This window comes from Modestobacter sp. SYSU DS0290 (genome assembly GCF_054050955.1).
The window spans coordinates 121,695-138,048 of the sequence record NZ_JBJHAI010000007.1; the positions used below are offsets into that span (position 1 = coordinate 121,695).

Consider the following 16,354-nt stretch of genomic DNA (forward strand, 5'->3'; position numbering starts at 1 on the left):
GGGACCGGACGGCGCCGCAGAACTCATCGGCGGGCGGTCGCGGCGAGCACGAGGTCGACGGTCTCCGCGGGCACGTCCCACATCGGGAAGTGGCCGGAGCCGTCGAACCAGTGCAGCTCGGCGTCGGGGAAGGCCTCGACCGCCCGCGCCGCCTGGCGGGCGAGCGTGACCCGGTCCCGCCGTCCCCAGCCGATGGTCAGCCGGCCGGGCAGCGACCCGGCCGGGGCGCCCTGCTGGCGGGGCCCACGGGCCAGGTCGGTGAGGACCGCGCCGAAGGACGGCGACTGCGCATACCCGGTGAGCTCCCGGGTGACCACGCCGGCGTCCAGCGCCCACGGGTGGGCGGAGAACTGGGCCAGCAGCGCCGTCCGCCCGGCCGGGTTGCCCAGCACCGCGGGCAGGGCCGGCCGGATCCGGCGGACCAGCGCGATGGAGGCGCGCAGGCTGGCGAGGAAGACCGCGGCCTCCCGGTCGGTCCAGAACCCGCCCGGGTCGAGGGCCACGGCGTCCCCGCCGACCCCCCGCCGGGACAGCTCCAGCACCATCCGGGCGCCGAGCGAGCTGCCGACCAGCGGGGCGTCGGACAGCCCCTCGGCCCGCAGCCAGTCGGCCACCGCGTCGGTCAGCGAACCGAAGGTGGGGTCCGCCAGCGGCGGGGTGTCGCCGGCGAACCCGGGCAGGTCCACCGCCACCACCTCGCGCGCTGCGGCCAGGCCGGGGAGCACCGGGTCCCAGGAGCGCCAGGAGCCACCCAGCCCGTGCACGAGGACGAGGGGGTCGCCGGAGCCGGTCCGGTGCGCTGCGAGGTCCATGCCCGCGACTACCCACCTCGCCGCCGCTCATCCCGGGCCGCCGGTCAGGCGGTGGCGTCGGCCGCCGTCCCGTTGCTCGTGCTGCCGTCCGTGCTGCCGTCCGTGCTGCCGTCCGTGCTGCCGTCGGGGGCCTGGCCACCGAACCCGCCGGCGCCGCCCGGTGGCATGCCCCGGCCCCCCACTCCGCCGCCGGGCAGGGTGCCGTCCGGCGCGGTGCCGTAGCCCGGCGCGCCGTCGGGCACGGTCCGGCTGGTCGACGACCCGGTGTCGGCGGTCGCCGTCCCGGCGGTGGCCTGGCCGACCACGACGCCGACCACCACGCCCACGCCCAGCAGGCCCGCGCCGACCAGGCCGGTCAGCACCGCGCCCCTCCGGGGCCGTCGTCGGGTGGGCACCGGCCGGGCGCCGGCCGGCTCGGCTGCCGCGGCGAACTCCCGGGTCTCCTGCCGCGCGGGGTCGGACGCCGGCGGCTCGGCCCCACCGGGGCGCACGGGCTCGGTCATCGGTTCTCCTCCTGCTCGGGGGTGTACAGAGGAGACGGTCGGTGGCTCGGCTGTGCACGGCACCTCCCGCTCCTGGGGCGGGGCTGTGAGGATGTGCCGCAGGGCGGGTTCCGCGGGCCGGGTGTGTGGGCCGGGCCGCCGTCCGACAGCATGTGCGGGTCCGGCAGAGCGCGGCAGGAGGAGTGCAGACGGTGAGCACGTCGAGGAGCAACCGGGTGCGTGCGGCCATCGGCACCGTCAGCCTGACCGGCGCGGCCATGGGCTTCCTGTCCGCGTGCGGGACCGGCGGCTACGCCTCCGGCGAGGACGACGCGGAGGCCGAGCGGGTCTACTGCGTGGACGAGCAGGACCAGGTCGTCGACGACGAGCTCTGCGAGGAGGCCGAGACCAACGGTGGCTACGTCGGCGGTTTCCCCTACTTCTTCCTGCTCGGCGGGTTCGGCGGCAACCGGTACGCGGTGGGTCAGACGATCCCGCAGCAGTACACCGGGGCCGCCACCCGGGTGAACCCCTCCGACACCTCCGCCCGGACCCGCGCCGGCCTGCCCGGCTCCGGCCGGGTCAGCTCCGGCACCCGGGTCTCCGGCGGGATCGGCTCGGGCCGGGTCGGCAGCGGCAGCGTCGGTTCGTGAGGCGGCTGTACGGCAAGGCCCGGCTCGGCTGGGAGGCCGAGATCGAGAGCCAGGGCCTGGTCTACAACAAGACCACCGTGCCCGGTGAGGACCCGCGCTCGTACTGGCGGGAGGACGTCTTCTACGACTTCACCGAGGCCGAGGTCGACACCCTCGCCGACGTCACCGACCAGCTCTTCGCGGCCTGCGTCGAGGCCGGCGACGTGGCGCTGGCCGACGAGCGGCTGCTGGACCGGATGCGCATCCCGCGGGACGCCCGGGACGTCGTCCGGGCCACCTGGGAGGAGGAGCCGCCCAGCGTGTACGGCCGGTTCGACCTCTGGTGGGACGGGCAGGGCACGCCGCGGCTGCTGGAGTTCAACGCCGACACCCCGACCTCGCTGGTCGAGGCGGCGGTCGTGCAGTGGGCCTGGCACCTGGAGACCGGGCAGGGCCGCGACCAGTGGAACCAGCTCGACGACAAGCTGGTGGCCGCGTGGCAGCGCAACCTCTCCCGCTGGGAGGGCCAGCACCACCGCAAGCCGACCGTGCACCTGGCCTGGACCTCCGGTGACCGCAGCGGCGAGGACTGGATGACGGTGGCCTACCTGGCCGACACCGTGCAGCGGGCCGGCTACGAGGCCGTGGTGCTCACCACCGAGGAGATCGGTCTGGACACCGGCGATGCCCGGTTCTACGACCCCAAGGGCAACCGGATCGACGTCGTCTTCAAGCTCTACCCCTGGGAGTGGCTGCTCGAGGACGCCTACGGCCCCTCGGTGATCGCCGACCTCCGCGATCCGGGCGGGACGACGTGGGTCGAGCCGATCTGGAAGATGCTCTGGTCCAACAAGGGGCTGCTGCCGGTGCTGTGGCAGCGCTACGAGCACGACCCGGTGCTCTCCCGGTACCTGCTGCCGGCGTTCTTCGCCGACGACCCGCGCGCCCGCGAGCTGGAGGCGACCGGGTTCGCGCGCAAGCCGCTGTTCGGCCGGGAGGGCAACAACGTCGAGCTGGTCGCCCCCGGCGGCGAGGTGCTCGCCGCGCAGGGCGGGCAGTACGGCGCCGAGGGGTGGGTCGTGCAGCAGCTGTGCGCGCTGCCGGACTTCCCCGGCCCGGACGGCCCGCACCACCCGGTGCTGGGCGCCTGGGTGGTCGACGGCGAGGCCGCCGGGCTGGGCATCCGGGAGTCCGACGGGCTGATCACCGACGACCTGTCGTTCTTCGTCCCGCACACCATCGGCTACCAGCGCCCCCCGAACACCACCTGGTCGGCCTGACCCCGCCCGTCCCGTTCGCCGCCTCCCCTGCCGAGAACTGTGGGAGCAGGGAACTCGACGACGAGGAGCGGCACAGGTGACGACGGCGGCGACGACGGCCCGGGCCCAGCAGCGGGCGGTGCGCCCCACCGGGCAGGAACGCCTTCTGGAGCCCGATGACCTGATCGTCTCCAAGACCGACCCGCGCGGGGTGATCACCTACGCGAACGAGTCGTTCCTGCGCGTCTCGCGGTACGAGGAGGACGAGGTCCTCGGCCAGCCGCACAACCTGATCCGGCACCCCGACATGCCCAAAGCCGTGTTCAAGCTGCTGTGGGACACCGTCGCCGCCGGCCAGGAGGTGTTCGCCTACGTGAACAACCTGGCCGCCGACGGCGCGTACTACTGGGTGCTGGCGAACGTGACCCCCAGCTACGACGCCCGCGGCACGATCGTCGGCTACCACTCCAGCCGCCGCGCCCCCACCCGCCCCGCCATCGCCGCGGTGAGCGGGGTGTACGAGCAGCTGCGGGCGGCCGAGCGCGCCCAGCCCAACGGTCGCGCGGCGGTCGAGGCCTCCACGGCGCTGCTCGGCACGCTGCTGGCCGACCGCGGGCAGTCCTACGACGAGTTCGTGTGGTCGCTGATCTCCGAAGGGGGGTTCTGATGGGCCTCCGTCCCTCGAAGAGCACGGCGGAACAAGAGCTCGCGGTGTACCGCGCCTTCGTCCAGGAGCTGAGCCGGGTGTGCCGCGCCGCGGCCACCGGTGACCTGGAGGCGCGCAGCCGGGCGGTGGCCGGGTCCCGCGACGTTCCCGAGCTGCGTGAGCTGCAGGACGGCGTCAACCAGCTGCTGGACGTCTCCGACACCTTCGTGCGCGAGGCGGGCGCCGCGCTGACCTCCGCCGCCGACGGGCGGTTCCACCGCCGGGTGCTCGAACGCGGGCTGCCCGGGGCCTACCGGCGCAGCGCCGGGATCCTCAACCAGGCCGGCGAGGCGATGCGCGGCTCGGCCACCCGGGTCACCGAGGCGGCGGCTGCCCGGCTGGCGCTCGCCGACGAGTTCGAGTCGGTGGTGCTGGCGATGTCCGAGCAGGTGGCCACGGCGGCGACCGAGCTGAGCGCCTCGGCCGCCGGGCTGACCGGGGCGGCCGCGTCGGCCGGCACCGAGGTCGGCCGCGCCGAGGACAGCGTCGTCTCCCTCGACCGGTCCTCCACCGAGATCAAGGAGGTCATCGCGCTGATCGACTCGGTGGCCGCGCAGACCCGGCTGCTGGCGCTCAACGCGACGATCGAGGCCGCCCGGGCCGGGGAGGCCGGCAAGGGGTTCGCCGTCGTCGCCTCCGAGGTCAAGGACCTCGCCGACCAGACCGCCGGCGCCACGGAGCGCGTCACCGCCCAGGTGGCGTCCGTGCGCGCCGCCTGCGGTGACGTCTCCGAGGTGATGACCAACGTGGGGACGACGGTCGCGGACATGACCGGCCTGGTCGACGGCATCACCACCGCCGTCGACGGCTCGGCGTCCGACCCGCTGGGGACGACGTCGCCGGGGCTCTCCCAGCTGGCGGAGAAGCTGCGCGCGGAGATGACTGGCTTCCTGGCCCACATGCGGAGCTGACCTCGGGCCGCCGCCGTCCGCCTGTTGGGCTCGGCGGCTCAGGCCAGCGCTGCCGCGGCGGGGAGCCAGTCGATGCGGCCGCCGTGCGGGTCGGTGTACGCCAGCGGCTCGCCGTCCAGCGCCAGCAGGAACCGGCGCTCGTCCGCGGCCGGCGCCTCGGGCAGCCGCGCCGCCACGGCGGGCAGCACCCCGACGCCCTCCTGGGCGACCCACCGCACCGGCAGCCGGCCCACCAGCTCGGTGAACTCCTCCCTGGCCGCCGCGGGCAGGTAGGCGAGCACCGCGGTGTGGAACACGACGACGGTGGCGTCGGCGGGCATGCGGGCCACCAGCCCGGGCAGCTGCTCGACCAGGTCACCGCGGACCAGCTCGGCCGGCTCCCGGGCGGCGATGGCGGTCGCGGCGGTCAGCCGGTCGCGGCGGGCGTCCATGCCGGGCCAGACCAGCGCCTGCAGCCAGGCGACGTCGTCGGGGTCGGCCGGGTCGAGCGGGTTGAGGTCGATCCCGGCCCGCCGCACCACCTGGGGCACGTCCCGCGGCACCGGCCCCGCGCCGGTGGTGGCGCACGACAGGCGGATGGCGCTGGGCGGACCCACGGGCACGCCGTCGTACTCGTAGCCGTACCGGTCGGGGTACAGGCACAGCCCGGCCGAGGCGCCCACCTCGACCAGCGCCAGCGGCCCGGGCAGGCCGGCCAGCAGCGGCAGCAGGGCGGCGCACCGGGCGGCCTCGTTGGTCTGGGTGGCCCGGGCGAGCATGGTCGCCCGCAGCCGCTCGGCGTCGCCCAGCACCCGCTCGTGCAGCTGCGCGGCGTCGGCCGGCGGCCCGCCGTGCAGGTGCTGCAGCGCCGCCAGCAGCAGGTTGGCCTGCCGCTTCGCCGTCGGCAGGGTGCCGAGGAAGGCGAGCACGTCGGCGTCCCCGGCGACCGCGGCGGCCAGCTCGGCGTACCGCGGGGAGACCGGCGCGGCCTCCACCTCGGCGAACCACCGGTAGTGGTCGGCCAGGTCGGTGAGCTCCTCGTCGAGGGACCGCACGCCGGCTCCTCAGGTGGTGGTCAGGTCGCGCGCGGTGCCGGCGAACCGGGCCAGGTCGTCCCGGGTCGGTTCGACCAGCACCCGGCCGTCGGGGGTGAGCACCACCGGGGAGGTGGTCCCCTCCGCACCGGCCTCGGCGAGCAGCCGGCGCGCGGCGTCGTCGTCGGCCGGGTCGAGCCACTGGTGCGGCACCCCGTCCTCGGCCAGCTGCTCGCGCAGCGCGACGCTCGCCGGCCAGCGCCGGTCACCGACCACCCGCAGCCCGGTCGCCTGCCCGATCAGCATCGCCCGGCGCAGCAGGAACGACCGCGTGACGACGTCGGCCAGGCCGCGGTCGCGGGCGAACACGGCGCGCAGCTGCTCCAGCGTGAGCACGAGCACCTCGCCGTCCTCGGCGGCCACCAGCGACCGCACCGGCCGCTGTCCGGCGAGCATGTTCAGCCCGCCCAGGAACCGGCCCGGGCCGTGGACGGCCACGACCCGCTTGCCGCCGTCCGCGCCGTGCTCCAGCGACCCCTCGATGACCGCGACCGCGCCGGAGAGGACGACGAAGAAGTCGAACTCCGCCTGGCCCGAGCGCAGCAGCACCTGGCCCCGCACCGTCCTCATCCGCCGCCCCACCCGGCGGAACACGGCGATGTGCTCGTCGGAGAGACGCGGGGAGGAGCCGTCGTCCGGCGTCTCGGTGAACGGGCCGCCGGGCAGCACGTCGATCGCGGGCATCTGCGCGGGCGGGGAGAAGATCCGCAACGACGGCACCGGCGACACCGGCTCGGCCGCCGGCAGGAGCCCGCCGTGGCCGGGGCCCCGCGGGTCGGAGGCGACCAGCGCGGCGGCGAGGGACTCGGTGGTGGTCGGGCCCTCGTGCCGGACGCCGTTGACGAAGAAGGTCGGGGTGCCCTGCACGCCGCTGACCTCGGCGCCCACGACGTCGGCACGGACGCGCGCGGCGTGCACGCCGGACCCCAGCTCCTCGGCGAACCGGCCCAGGTCCAGCCCGAGGGCGGCGGCGTGGTCGAGCAGCTGGTCGGCCTCGAGCTGGTCCTGGTGGGCGTAGAGCCGGTCGTGCATCGCCCAGAACGCCCCCTGGGCGCCGGCGGCCTCGGTGGCCTCGGCGGCGAGCTCGGCGTGCGGGTGCACGTCGGGCAGCGGCAGGTGCCGGAACACGTAGCGCAGGTCGTCACCGAACCGGCGGCGCAGCTCCTCGACCACCCCGGTGGCGCGGCCGCAGAACGGGCACTCGACGTCGCCGTACTCCACCAGGGTCAGCGGCGCGTCGGCCCGGCCGCGCAGGTGGTCGACCTCCGGGTCGACCGGCGGGTCGAGCTCGCGGGGCCCCGGTTCGGTGACCCGCGGTGCACGGCGCCCCAGCACCCAGAACCAGGCCGCGCCCAGGACCGCGGCGACCACCCCGGCGGCGAGCACGCCGATCATCGCCTCCTCGCGGAGCACCGGGTCGTCGAAGGCCAGGTCGGCGACGAACAGCGAGACGGTGAACCCCAGCCCGGAGAAGGCGGCGCCACCCCAGACGCTGGGCAGGTTCACGCTGGGCGGCAGCGAGCCCATGCCGAACTTCACCGCCAGCGTGGAGACCAGCCCGATGCCGACGAACTTGCCGACCACCAGGCCGAGGAAGACACCGATCGTCACCGGCGAGGTGAGCGCCCGGTCCAGCACCTCGCCGCTGAACTGCACCCCGGCGTTGGCCAGGGCGAAGACCGGGACGACGACGTACCCGCTCCACGGCACCAGCAGCGCGCCGATCCGCTCGTTGGGCGAGATGGCCCGTTCCACCGAGAGCTTCGCCCGCCGGGCCAGGGCGACGTCCGGGGCCTGCCGGAAGGCGCGGGCCAGCGTGCCGGCGGACTCCACCTCGGCGCGGCGCGGGGTGTAGGCGCTGACCAGCAGGCCCAGCACCACCCCGCCGATGGTCGCGTGCACCCCGGAGGCGTGCATCGCCAGCCACATGACCACGCCGACGGCGAAGTAGGCCGGGCCGCGCCACACCTGCAGCCTGGTGAGCCACACGAAGGCGAGGACGCACAGCGCCGCGACGCCCAGGGCCAGCAGGTCGATGTCCTCGGAGTAGAAGACCGCGATCACCGTGAGCGCGCCGATGTCGTCGACGACGGACAGGGAGAGCAGGAAGACCCGCAGCTGCGTGGGGGCGCGGGAGCCGACCAGCGCGAGCGCGCCGAGCACGAAGGCGGTGTCGGTGGCCATCGGGATGCCCCAGCCGTGCGCGCCCGGACCGCCGGCGTTGATCGCCAGGTAGATGCCGGCGGGCACCACCAGGCCGGCGATCGCGCCGAGGGCGGGCACCGAGAGCCGGCTGCGCTGGGTCAGCTCGCCCATCGACAGCTCCCGGCGCACCTCCATGCCGATGAGGAAGAAGAAGAACACCATCAGGCCGTCGTTGACCCAGTGCCGCAGGTCCATGGCGACCTCGGTCGAGCCCAGCTGCACGGCGAACTCGGTGTGCCACACCCGCTCGTAGGAGTCGCCCCACGGGGAGTTGGCCCACAGCAGGGCCAGCAGCGTGCCGGCGACCAGCAGCACCGCGCTGGACGCCTCGGTGCGGAGGAACCGGCGGGCCGGGGTGGAGAGCTGGGCGAGCAGATGGCCGGTCCGGGAGGGCCGGCTCACGGTGCGGGACGGGGACGTCACCCGGACTTCCTACCGCGCCGATGTGACGGCAGGGAATCCGCCGGAGCCCCGGGTGGGCCGGACCCCGCCGTGACGGACCGGTCCACTGCGAGCAGCGGCGCCCTCTCGGGTCATGGGCGACCGGCACCGTCGGTCCCGAGAACGGGCCGCGCACCACAGGCGTGCCCCCCGACCGCTCCGGGTAGCTGGGCAACGTGACTGCCGAGCAGACAGCAGACCGGACCCGCGAGGTCGTCCTTCTCTTCGGCGCCTCCAGCGGGATCGGCCGCGCGTCGGCGGTGCAGTTCGCCGAGCGCGGCGCCGCGCTGGTGCTGGTCTCCCGCAGCCGGGCGACCCTCGAGCAGGCCGCCGCGGAGTGCCGGGCGGCCGGGGCCGCCGAGGTGCACGTCTGCCCGGCCGACGTGCTCGACACCGCCGCGGTGCAGGCCGCCGTCGACCACGCGGTGCGGACCTTCGGCCGGCTCGACGTCGTCGTCCACTCCGCCACCGTGATGGCCTACGGGTCGATCGAGGACCTCCCGCCCGAGGTGTTCGAGCGGGTGGTGGACACCGCGATCAAGGGCACCTTCCACGTCTTCCGTGCGGTGCTGCCGCAGTTCCGCAGCCAGCAGCGCGGCTCGCTGGTCGTCGTCAGCTCGCTGCTGGCGTCGGTGACCACGCCCACGATGGGCGCCTACAACACCGGCAAGTGGGGCCAGCTCGGCCTGATCCGCACCCTGCAGCAGGAGCTGCGCGACCTGCCCGACGTGCACGTCTCCGCCGTCGCCCCCGGCGGGACCACGACGCCGATCTACTCGCAGGCGGCCACCGTGCTGGGCAACACCGGCCACCCGCCGCCGCCGGTCTACACCCCCGAGCGGGTGGCCCGCGCCGTCGTCGCCCGGGTCGCGAACCCGCGCCGGCTCAAGCAGTCCGGCTTCGCGAACCCGGCGATCATCGCCGGGTTCCGGCTGCTGCCGCCGGTGTACGACGCGCTCGTCGGGCCGCTGCTGAAGGTCTTCGGCTACGCCCGGGACCAGGTGGCGGCGACCACCGGCAACGTCTTCGCCCCGGTGCCGGAGAAGGAGGCCACCCGCGGCCCGTTCACCGGCATCTGACCCACCCCGGGGAAGATGGGCCGGTGACCGACGTCCGCACCTCCTTCGCCACCGACGTCTCCGCCGCCGTTGCCCGGCTGGCCGGGGTCGCCGAGCGGACGCCGCTGCAGCGCAACGCCCGCCTCTCCGAGCTCACCGGCGCCGAGGTGTGGGTGAAGCGGGAGGACCTGCAGGTCGGCCGCTCCTACAAGGTGCGCGGCGCCTACAACACGATCAGCCAGCTGGACGACGCCGGCCGGGCCGCCGGCGCGGTCTGCGCCAGCGCCGGCAACCACGGGCAGGGCATGGCCTACGCCTGCCGGGTGCTCGGCGTCCGGGGCCGGGTGTTCGTACCGGGGACGACGCCCCGGCAGAAGCGGCAGCGGATCGCCGCGCTCGGCGGGGACATGGTCGAGCTGGTCGTCACCGGCGACACCTACGACGACGCGGCCGCCGCGGCCACCGCCTCGGCGGAGATGACCGGGGCGACCCTGGTGCCCGCCTTCGACGCGGTCTCCACCGTGGTCGGGCAGGCGACCGTGGCCGTGGAGGTGCTCGACCAGCTCGGGAGCGCCCCGGACGTCGTCGTCCTGCCGGTCGGTGGCGGTGGGCTGCTGGCCGGCTGCGGCACCTGGCTGCGCGAGCACGGCCCCGGCACCCGGCTGGTCGGCGTGGAGCCGGCCGGCGCGGCGAGCATGGCCGCGGCGCTGGCCGCCGGTGGGCCGGTGGAGCTGCCCTCGATCGACACCTTCGTCGACGGCGCCGCGGTGCGCCGGGTCGGGTCGGTCACGTACCCGCTGGTGCGCGACAGCGGTGCGGAGCTGGTCGCCGTCCCGGAGGGGCAGATCTGCACCGAGATGCTGGAGCTCTACCAGGTGGACGGCGTGATCGCCGAGCCCGCCGGGGCGCTGGCCACCGCCGCGCTGACCGGGGGTGCGGTCCGGGTCGAGCCCGGGCAGACCGTCGTCTGCCTGCTCTCCGGCGGCAACAACGACGTCAGCCGGTACGCCGAGATCGTCGAGCGTTCCCTGGTGCACCAGGGGCTCAAGCACTGGTTCCTGGTGGAGTTCCCGCAGGAGCCCGGCGCGCTGCGCCGCTTCCTCGACGAGGTGCTCGGCCCGGACGACGACATCGTGCGCTTCGAGTACGTCAAGCGCGACAACCGGGAGACCGGGGCGGCGCTGACCGGCATCGAGCTGGGCAGCCCCGAGGGCCTGGCCCCGCTGCTGGCCCGGATCGAGGCGGGCCCGCTGACGATCCAGCACCTGCAGCCGGGCACGACCGCCTACCGCTACCTGGTCAGCGGCCCCAGCTTCTAGCGCCCCCGGCGGGCCGCGGAGCGGGCGCGGGCCTGGGCGGCGAGCACCTCGCGGTCCTTGGGCGGTGCGGTGGTGACCAGGTCCGCGAGCAGGTGCTCGGTGGCGTGCGCGACCTCCTCCACCGCCCGGTCGAACGCCGCCTGGTTCGCCTGCGACGGCTTGGTCGACCCGCTGACCTTGCGCACGTACTGCAGCGCCGCCGCGCGGACCTCCTCGGAGGTGGTGGCGGGCTCCAGGTTGTGCAGGACGTGGATGTTCCGACACATGCCCGGCACCCTAGGGGCCGAAGTCGCGCCTTCGGCCCCTCCGGAACCCCGCACGAACTCCAGGCGGCTCCGAGTGACAGCTCAGCGGGCTTCCCGACGGGCGGATGCCCGCTCAGCTGTCACTCGACGACGCGGGGGGCCCGCTCAGGGGGCGACGACGGTGGTCCGGCCGGGGCCGCCGCGGGCCAGGGCCCGGCTGATCACCAGCCGCTGGATCTGGTTGGTGCCCTCGAAGATCTGCATGACCTTCGCCTCGCGCATGTACCGCTCGACCGGGAAGTCGCGCGTGTAGCCGTAGCCACCCAGCACCTGGACGGCGTCGGTGGTCACCTTCATCGCGTTGTCGGTGGCCACCAGCTTGGCGATCGAGGCCTGCCGCCCGTACGGCTGACCGGCGTCGCGCAGCCGGGCCGCAGACAGGTAGGTCGCCCGGGCGGTCTCCACCGCGGCGGCCATGTCGGCGAGCAGGAACCCCAGACCCTGGTGCTCGATGATCGGCTTGCCGAAGGTCTCCCGCTCCCTCGCGTAGGCGACGGCGTCGTCCAGCGCGCCCTGGGCCAGGCCGGTGGCGACGGCGGCGATCCCCAGCCGGCCGGCGTCCAGCCCGGCGAGGGCGATGGACAGCCCCTCGCCCTCCTCGCCCAGCCGGCGGTCGGCGTCGACCCGCACGCCGTCGAACCGCATGGTCGCCGTGGTCGAGCCGGTCAGGCCCATCTTGCGCTCGGCCGGGTCCGCGGAGAGCCCGTCGCTGTCGGCGGGCACCAGGAAGCAGGAGATGCCGCGGGCGCCGTCGTCGGAGGTGCGGGCCATCACCGTGTAGAAGTCCGCGTGCCCGCCGTGGGTGGTCCAGGCCTTCTCCCCGGTCAGCACGTACGAGTCGCCGTCCCGGACCGCCCGGGTGCGCATCGCGGCCGGATCGGAGCCGGCGTGCGGCTCGGAGAGGCAGTAGGCCCCCAGCAGCTCGCCGCCGAGCAGCTCGGGCAGCCACTGCTGCTGGGCGGGCGTGCCCCGGGTGGCCAGCCCGAAGCAGGACAGCCCGTGCACGCTCACGCCGACCCCGACGCTGGCCCAGGCGGCGGCGATCTCCTCGAGCACCTGCAGGTACACCTCGAGGGGCTGCCCCCCGCCGCCGAGCTCCTCGGGGTAGGGCAGGCCGAGCAGCCCCGCCCGGCCGAGGGTGCGGAACACCTCGCGCGGGAACTGCTCGTCGGCCTCCGCGGCGGCGGCCCGGGGCGCGAGCTCCGCGCGGGCCAGCTCCCGGGTCAGCTCGAGCAGGTCCGCGGCCTCCTGGGTGGGCACGAGACGGGCGACGGGCACGGGCCGGACCTCCGGGACGGCGGGACGTCGGTGTCCCGCTGGTAGTACTGGCGGACGGTACGCAGTACCCCTCGGCGTACTCAAGACCCTCGCCGTTGTTACTGTCCGGTACCTCGGAGGGAGGCCCCGTGACGTCGCTGGACACCCGCAGCCCCCGCGCCACCGCGCGGCGTGCGGAGCTGCTCGACGACCTGGTCGGGCTCATGCTGGCCGACGGGTTCGCGGCGGTCACCCTCGACGAGCTGGCCCGCCGGTTGCGCTGCTCCAAGAGCACGCTGTACGGCATCGCGGCCAGCAAGGAGCAGCTGGTCGTCGCCGGCGTGAAGCGGTTCTTCCAGCGCGCCACCGCTGTCGTGGATGAGCGCGCCGCCGCCCCCGCCGACCACCGCGAGCGGATCAGTGCCTACCTGCTCGCCGTCGCCGAGCAGCTGCAGCCGGCCTCCCCCGCGTTCTTCGCCGACGTCGCGGGGTTCGCACCGGCGCGGGAGATCTACCAGCACAACACCCGCAAGGCCGCCGTCCGGGTGCAGCAGCTGGTCGCCGACGGTGTCGCCGCGGGGACCATCCGGCCGGTGCACGCCTCGTTCGTGGGGACGGCGGTCGCGCAGGTGATGGCCGCGATCCACCGGGGCGACGTCCGCGCCGCCACCGGGCTGGACGACGCCGCCGCCTACCGGGAGCTCGCCGACCTGGTGACCGCCGGGATCGCCCCGCGCTGAGCCCCGGGACGGGACGACACGGGCGATGGTGCCAACGGGACCGTCGCTGGGTAAGGTGAGCCTTCCTTTCCCTGGCCGGGACGCCGGCCCGCCCCTCGTCCCCCAGGAGCAGCTCGTGGCGCAGCGCACGGCCACCGCGGCTCCGCAGACCGCGGCCGAGGAGCCCCGGCGGGGGCTGTTGCGCGGGGCGTTCACCCGGACCCTCGGCCTGTGGCTGCTGCTCGCGCTGGCGCTGGTCGCCTGCGTGCTCAGCATCACCGTCGGCACCCGCCCGATCGGGCTGGGCACCGTCTGGCAGGCGCTGACCGACGCCTCCACCCCGGGCGACGAGGCGCTCATCATCCGGGAGCTCCGGGTGCCGCGGACCCTGCTGGGCGTGCTCGCCGGGGTCGCCCTGGGCGTGTCCGGTGCGCTCATGCAGGGGCACACCCGCAACCCGCTGGGCGACCCGGGGCTGCTCGGGGTCACCGCCGGCGCCTCCTTCGCCGTCGTGCTCTCCATCTGGCTGCTGGGCATCAACAGCGCCGGCGGGTACGTCTGGTTCGCCCTCATCGGCGCGCTGCTGGGCAGCGTCGCGGTCTTCGCGATCGGCTCCGCCGGCCGCGGTGGAGCCACCCCGGTGACCCTGGCGCTCGCCGGTGCCGCGCTGACCGCGCTGCTCTACGCGCTGATCCAGGCGATCACCATCCGCGAGACCACTGCGCTGGACGCCTACCGCTTCTGGGTGGTGGGGGCCCTGGCCGGCCGGGACGCCACGGTGGCCGCGCAGGTCGCCCCCTTCATCGTCGTCGGCCTGGTGCTCGCCCTGGTCAACGCTCCGGCGCTGAACCTGCTCGGGCTCGGCGAGGACGTCGCTCGCGGGCTGGGCACCCGGATCTGGCTGGCCCGCAGCGTCGGGCTGGCGGCGATCACCCTGCTCGCCGGCGCCGCGACCGCCGCCTGCGGCCCGATCGTCTTCGTCGGGCTGGTCGTGCCGCACGTCGCCCGGGCCGTGACCGGGCCCGACCACCGCTGGCTGGTGCCGTACTCCGCCCTGCTGGGCGCGGTCTTCCTGCTCCTCGCCGACGTGCTGGGCCGGATCGTGGCCCGGCCCGGTGAACTGCAGGTGGGGATCGTGCTCGCCGTGATCGGTGCCCCCTTCTTCATCGCGCTGGTCCGCCGCCGGAGACTGGCGGCGCTGTGACGGTCGCTGCACCTCCCCGCGCCCCCGAGCGGCGCCCCGGCGCCCGGCGGGCGGTGCGGATCGGCCCGTTCTCCGCGGTCTACCGGCCCCGGCAGCTCGTCGTGCCGCTGGCGGTGCTGGCGGCGCTGGTCGTGGTCAGCGCGCTCAGCCTGGGCCGCGGCGACTACCCGATCAGCGTCCCGGAGGTGCTCGGCGCCCTGGTCGGCGCCGGGGACGACACCCAGCGGTTCATCGTGCTGGAGCTGCGTGCGCCCCGGATCGTCGTCGGCCTGCTCGTCGGGCTGGCCCTGGGGGTCTCCGGCGCGCTCTTCCAGACCTTCGCCCGCAACCCGCTGGCCAGCCCGGACATCCTGGGCGTCACCGGCGGGGCGGCGGTCGGTGCGGTCGCGGTGATCGTGCTGGGCGGCACGACCGGCGCCGGGGCGCTGCTGGGCGGCGCCGGCCTACCGGCCGCCGCGCTCGTCAGCGGACTGCTCACCGCCGTGCTGATCTTCGGCCTGGCCTGGCGCAAGGGGATCGACGGGTACCGGCTGGTGCTGGTCGGCGTCGGGCTGGCCGCCTTCGCCCAGGCGCTGATCGCCTACCTGCTCACCCGCAGCGACATCAACGACGCCGCGGCGGCGAACGTGTGGCTCACCGGCTCGCTCAACGGGCGGGGCTGGGGCCAGGCCGTGCCGCTGGCGCTGGCGCTGCTGGTGCTGCTGCCCGCCGCCCTCGCCCTGAGCCGGGCGCTGGGGGTGCTCCAGTTCGGCGACGACACCGCCCGCGCGCTCGGCGTGCGGCTCTCCGGCGCGCAGGGCGTCGTGGTGCTGGTCGCCGTGGCGCTGGCCGCCTTCGCCGTCTCCGCCGCCGGGCCGATCAACTTCGTCGCCCTGGTGGTGCCGCAGATCGCCGTCCGGCTCGCCGGTGGGTCGCGCCCCCCGGTGCTCGCCTCGGGACTGCTCGGTGCGCTGCTGCTGATCGGCAGCGACCTGGTGGCCCGCACCGTGCTGCCCGACTCGTTCCCCGTCGGGGTGGTGACCGCCGTGGTCGGCGCCCCGTACCTGCTCTGGCTCCTCGTCCGCGGAAGGCGGCGATCGACCCTGTGACTGCCTCACCCACGCTCGCCCACGACACGTCCCGCCCCGACGCGCCCCCGGTGCGGCTGGCCGCCGACGGCGTCCGGCTGGCCTACGGCGAGAAGGTCGTCGTCGACTCGCTGGACCTCGAGCTCACCGACGGCTCGTTCACCGCGATCGTCGGCCCGAACGGTTGCGGCAAGTCCACCCTGCTCAAGGCGCTGGGCCGGTTGCTGCGCCCCACCGGGGGCACGGTGCTGCTCGACGGCCGGGCGATCACCTCCACCCCCACCCGCGAGGTGGCCAAGGTCCTCGGGCTGCTGCCGCAGACCCCGCTGGCCCCCGAGGGGCTCACCGTCGCCGACCTGGTGGCGCGCGGCCGGCACCCGCACCAGAGCTGGCTGCGCCAGTGGTCCTCGGACGACGAGGCCGTGGTCGCCGAGGCCCTGCGCTGGACGGACATGGCCGAGCTGGCCGACTCCCCGGTCGACGCGCTGTCGGGCGGGCAGCGGCAGCGGGCCTGGATCTCCATGGCCCTGGCCCAGGGCACCGACCTGCTGCTGCTCGACGAGCCGACCACCTACCTCGACCTCGCCCACCAGGTCGACGTGCTGGAGCTGGTCGGCCGGCTGCACGCCGAGCGCGGCCGGACCGTGGTCGTCGTGCTGCACGACCTGAACCTGGCGGCGCGCTACGCGCAGCGGCTGGTGGCGATGAAGGACGGCGTGCTGGTCACGGCCGGCACGCCGGCGGAGGTGCTCACCGAGCAGCTGCTGGCCGACGTGTTCGAGCTGGAGGCCCGGGTGGTGCCCGACCCGGTCACCGGCACCCCGATGGTGGTCCCGGTCCGCCGCCTCCGCGCGACCTGACGGCCTGGAACGGCCCCCTCGCAGGGGCCCGCGCCGAGCGGAGC

At 75.4% G+C, this 16,354-nt stretch carries 16 protein-coding genes; 10 read left to right on the top strand and 6 right to left on the bottom strand.

Annotated elements, in window-relative coordinates:
* Nucleotides 1-23 precede the first annotated feature (23 nt).
* Both ACI795_RS08800 and ACI795_RS08805 read right to left on the bottom strand, forming a co-directional pair.
* A complete protein-coding gene (locus ACI795_RS08800) occupies nt 24-812 on the bottom strand; it encodes an alpha/beta fold hydrolase (protein ID WP_457075113.1) in 789 nt (262 codons plus the stop codon).
* A gap of 44 nt (nt 813-856) precedes the next feature.
* The gene (locus tag ACI795_RS08805) at nt 857-1,315 is read right to left on the bottom strand and encodes a hypothetical protein (RefSeq protein WP_457075114.1); all 459 of its coding nucleotides are present in this window, start codon (nt 1,313-1,315) and stop codon (nt 857-859) included.
* A 191-nt stretch (nt 1,316-1,506) separates the two neighbouring features.
* Here ACI795_RS08805 and ACI795_RS08810 point away from each other — a divergent pair, with 191 nt between their 5' ends.
* The 4 genes from ACI795_RS08810 (at nt 1,507) to ACI795_RS08825 (ending at nt 4,802) form a co-directional block, all read left to right on the top strand.
* On the top strand, nt 1,507-1,947 hold the full coding sequence (locus ACI795_RS08810) for a hypothetical protein (RefSeq protein ID WP_457075115.1): 441 nt from the start codon (nt 1,507-1,509) through the stop codon (nt 1,945-1,947).
* Nucleotides 1,944-3,206 (top strand): glutathionylspermidine synthase family protein, encoded by a 1,263-nt coding sequence (locus ACI795_RS08815; RefSeq protein ID WP_457075116.1) that lies wholly within the window; start codon nt 1,944-1,946, stop codon nt 3,204-3,206. Before ACI795_RS08810 ends, ACI795_RS08815 begins: the two co-directional genes overlap by 4 nt.
* Before the next feature lie 76 nt (nt 3,207-3,282).
* Entirely contained in the window at nt 3,283-3,852 is a 570-nt protein-coding gene (locus ACI795_RS08820) for a PAS domain-containing protein (protein WP_457075117.1), read from the top strand.
* Nucleotides 3,852-4,802 carry a methyl-accepting chemotaxis protein gene (locus ACI795_RS08825; protein ID WP_457075118.1) on the top strand — a complete coding sequence of 317 codons (951 nt, stop codon included), beginning with the start codon at nt 3,852-3,854 and terminating at the stop codon, nt 4,800-4,802. Before ACI795_RS08820 ends, ACI795_RS08825 begins: the two co-directional genes overlap by 1 nt.
* Nucleotides 4,803-4,840: 38 nt before the next feature.
* Here the strand turns inward: ACI795_RS08825 and ACI795_RS08830 are convergent, their stop codons facing one another.
* Both ACI795_RS08830 and nhaA read right to left on the bottom strand, forming a co-directional pair.
* Nucleotides 4,841-5,836 (bottom strand): DUF2332 family protein, encoded by a 996-nt coding sequence (locus ACI795_RS08830; protein WP_457075119.1) that lies wholly within the window; start codon nt 5,834-5,836, stop codon nt 4,841-4,843.
* A 9-nt stretch (nt 5,837-5,845) separates the two neighbouring features.
* Nucleotides 5,846-8,503, bottom strand: a complete 2,658-nt coding sequence (gene nhaA / locus ACI795_RS08835; protein ID WP_457075120.1) for a Na+/H+ antiporter NhaA — start codon at nt 8,501-8,503, stop codon at nt 5,846-5,848.
* Between the two features lie 194 nt (nt 8,504-8,697).
* On the opposite strand from nhaA, the gene ACI795_RS08840 reads away from it, so the two are divergent.
* Together ACI795_RS08840 and ilvA are read left to right on the top strand one after the other, a co-directional pair.
* A complete protein-coding gene (locus ACI795_RS08840) occupies nt 8,698-9,600 on the top strand; it encodes an SDR family NAD(P)-dependent oxidoreductase (RefSeq protein WP_457075121.1) in 903 nt (300 codons plus the stop codon).
* 23 nt (nt 9,601-9,623) lie between these two features.
* Nucleotides 9,624-10,898 (top strand): threonine ammonia-lyase IlvA, encoded by a 1,275-nt coding sequence (gene ilvA / locus ACI795_RS08845; RefSeq protein ID WP_457075122.1) that lies wholly within the window; start codon nt 9,624-9,626, stop codon nt 10,896-10,898.
* On the opposite strand, the gene ACI795_RS08850 is transcribed toward ilvA, so the two are convergent.
* On the bottom strand, nt 10,895-11,164 hold the full coding sequence (locus tag ACI795_RS08850) for a DUF2277 domain-containing protein (RefSeq protein ID WP_457075123.1): 270 nt from the start codon (nt 11,162-11,164) through the stop codon (nt 10,895-10,897). The genes ilvA and ACI795_RS08850 overlap by 4 nt on opposite strands.
* A gap of 144 nt (nt 11,165-11,308) precedes the next feature.
* On the bottom strand, nt 11,309-12,481 hold the full coding sequence (locus ACI795_RS08855) for an acyl-CoA dehydrogenase family protein (RefSeq protein WP_457075124.1): 1,173 nt from the start codon (nt 12,479-12,481) through the stop codon (nt 11,309-11,311).
* 128 nt (nt 12,482-12,609) lie between these two features.
* On the opposite strand from ACI795_RS08855, the gene ACI795_RS08860 reads away from it, so the two are divergent.
* From ACI795_RS08860 to ACI795_RS08875, 4 genes are all read left to right on the top strand, one after another.
* Nucleotides 12,610-13,200: a TetR/AcrR family transcriptional regulator gene (locus ACI795_RS08860; protein WP_457075125.1), complete on the top strand. Its 591-nt coding sequence runs from the start codon at nt 12,610-12,612 to the stop codon at nt 13,198-13,200.
* A 115-nt stretch (nt 13,201-13,315) separates the two neighbouring features.
* Nucleotides 13,316-14,383 carry a FecCD family ABC transporter permease gene (locus ACI795_RS08865; protein ID WP_457075126.1) on the top strand — a complete coding sequence of 356 codons (1,068 nt, stop codon included), beginning with the start codon at nt 13,316-13,318 and terminating at the stop codon, nt 14,381-14,383.
* Nucleotides 14,380-15,471, top strand: a complete 1,092-nt coding sequence (locus ACI795_RS08870) for a FecCD family ABC transporter permease (RefSeq protein ID WP_457075127.1) — start codon at nt 14,380-14,382, stop codon at nt 15,469-15,471. Before ACI795_RS08865 ends, ACI795_RS08870 begins: the two co-directional genes overlap by 4 nt.
* On the top strand, nt 15,468-16,310 hold the full coding sequence (locus ACI795_RS08875) for an ABC transporter ATP-binding protein (protein WP_457075128.1): 843 nt from the start codon (nt 15,468-15,470) through the stop codon (nt 16,308-16,310). Before ACI795_RS08870 ends, ACI795_RS08875 begins: the two co-directional genes overlap by 4 nt.
* Nucleotides 16,311-16,354 lie beyond the last annotated feature (44 nt).

Coding starts and splice junctions, on each gene's coding strand:
- ACI795_RS08800 (WP_457075113.1), bottom strand. CDS start 812: ATGGACCTCGCAGCGCACCGGACCGGCTCCGGCGACCCCCTCGTCCTC.
- ACI795_RS08805 (WP_457075114.1), bottom strand. CDS start 1,315: ATGACCGAGCCCGTGCGCCCCGGTGGGGCCGAGCCGCCGGCGTCCGAC.
- ACI795_RS08825 (WP_457075118.1), top strand. CDS start 3,852: ATGGGCCTCCGTCCCTCGAAGAGCACGGCGGAACAAGAGCTCGCGGTG.
- ACI795_RS08850 (WP_457075123.1), bottom strand. CDS start 11,164: ATGTGTCGGAACATCCACGTCCTGCACAACCTGGAGCCCGCCACCACC.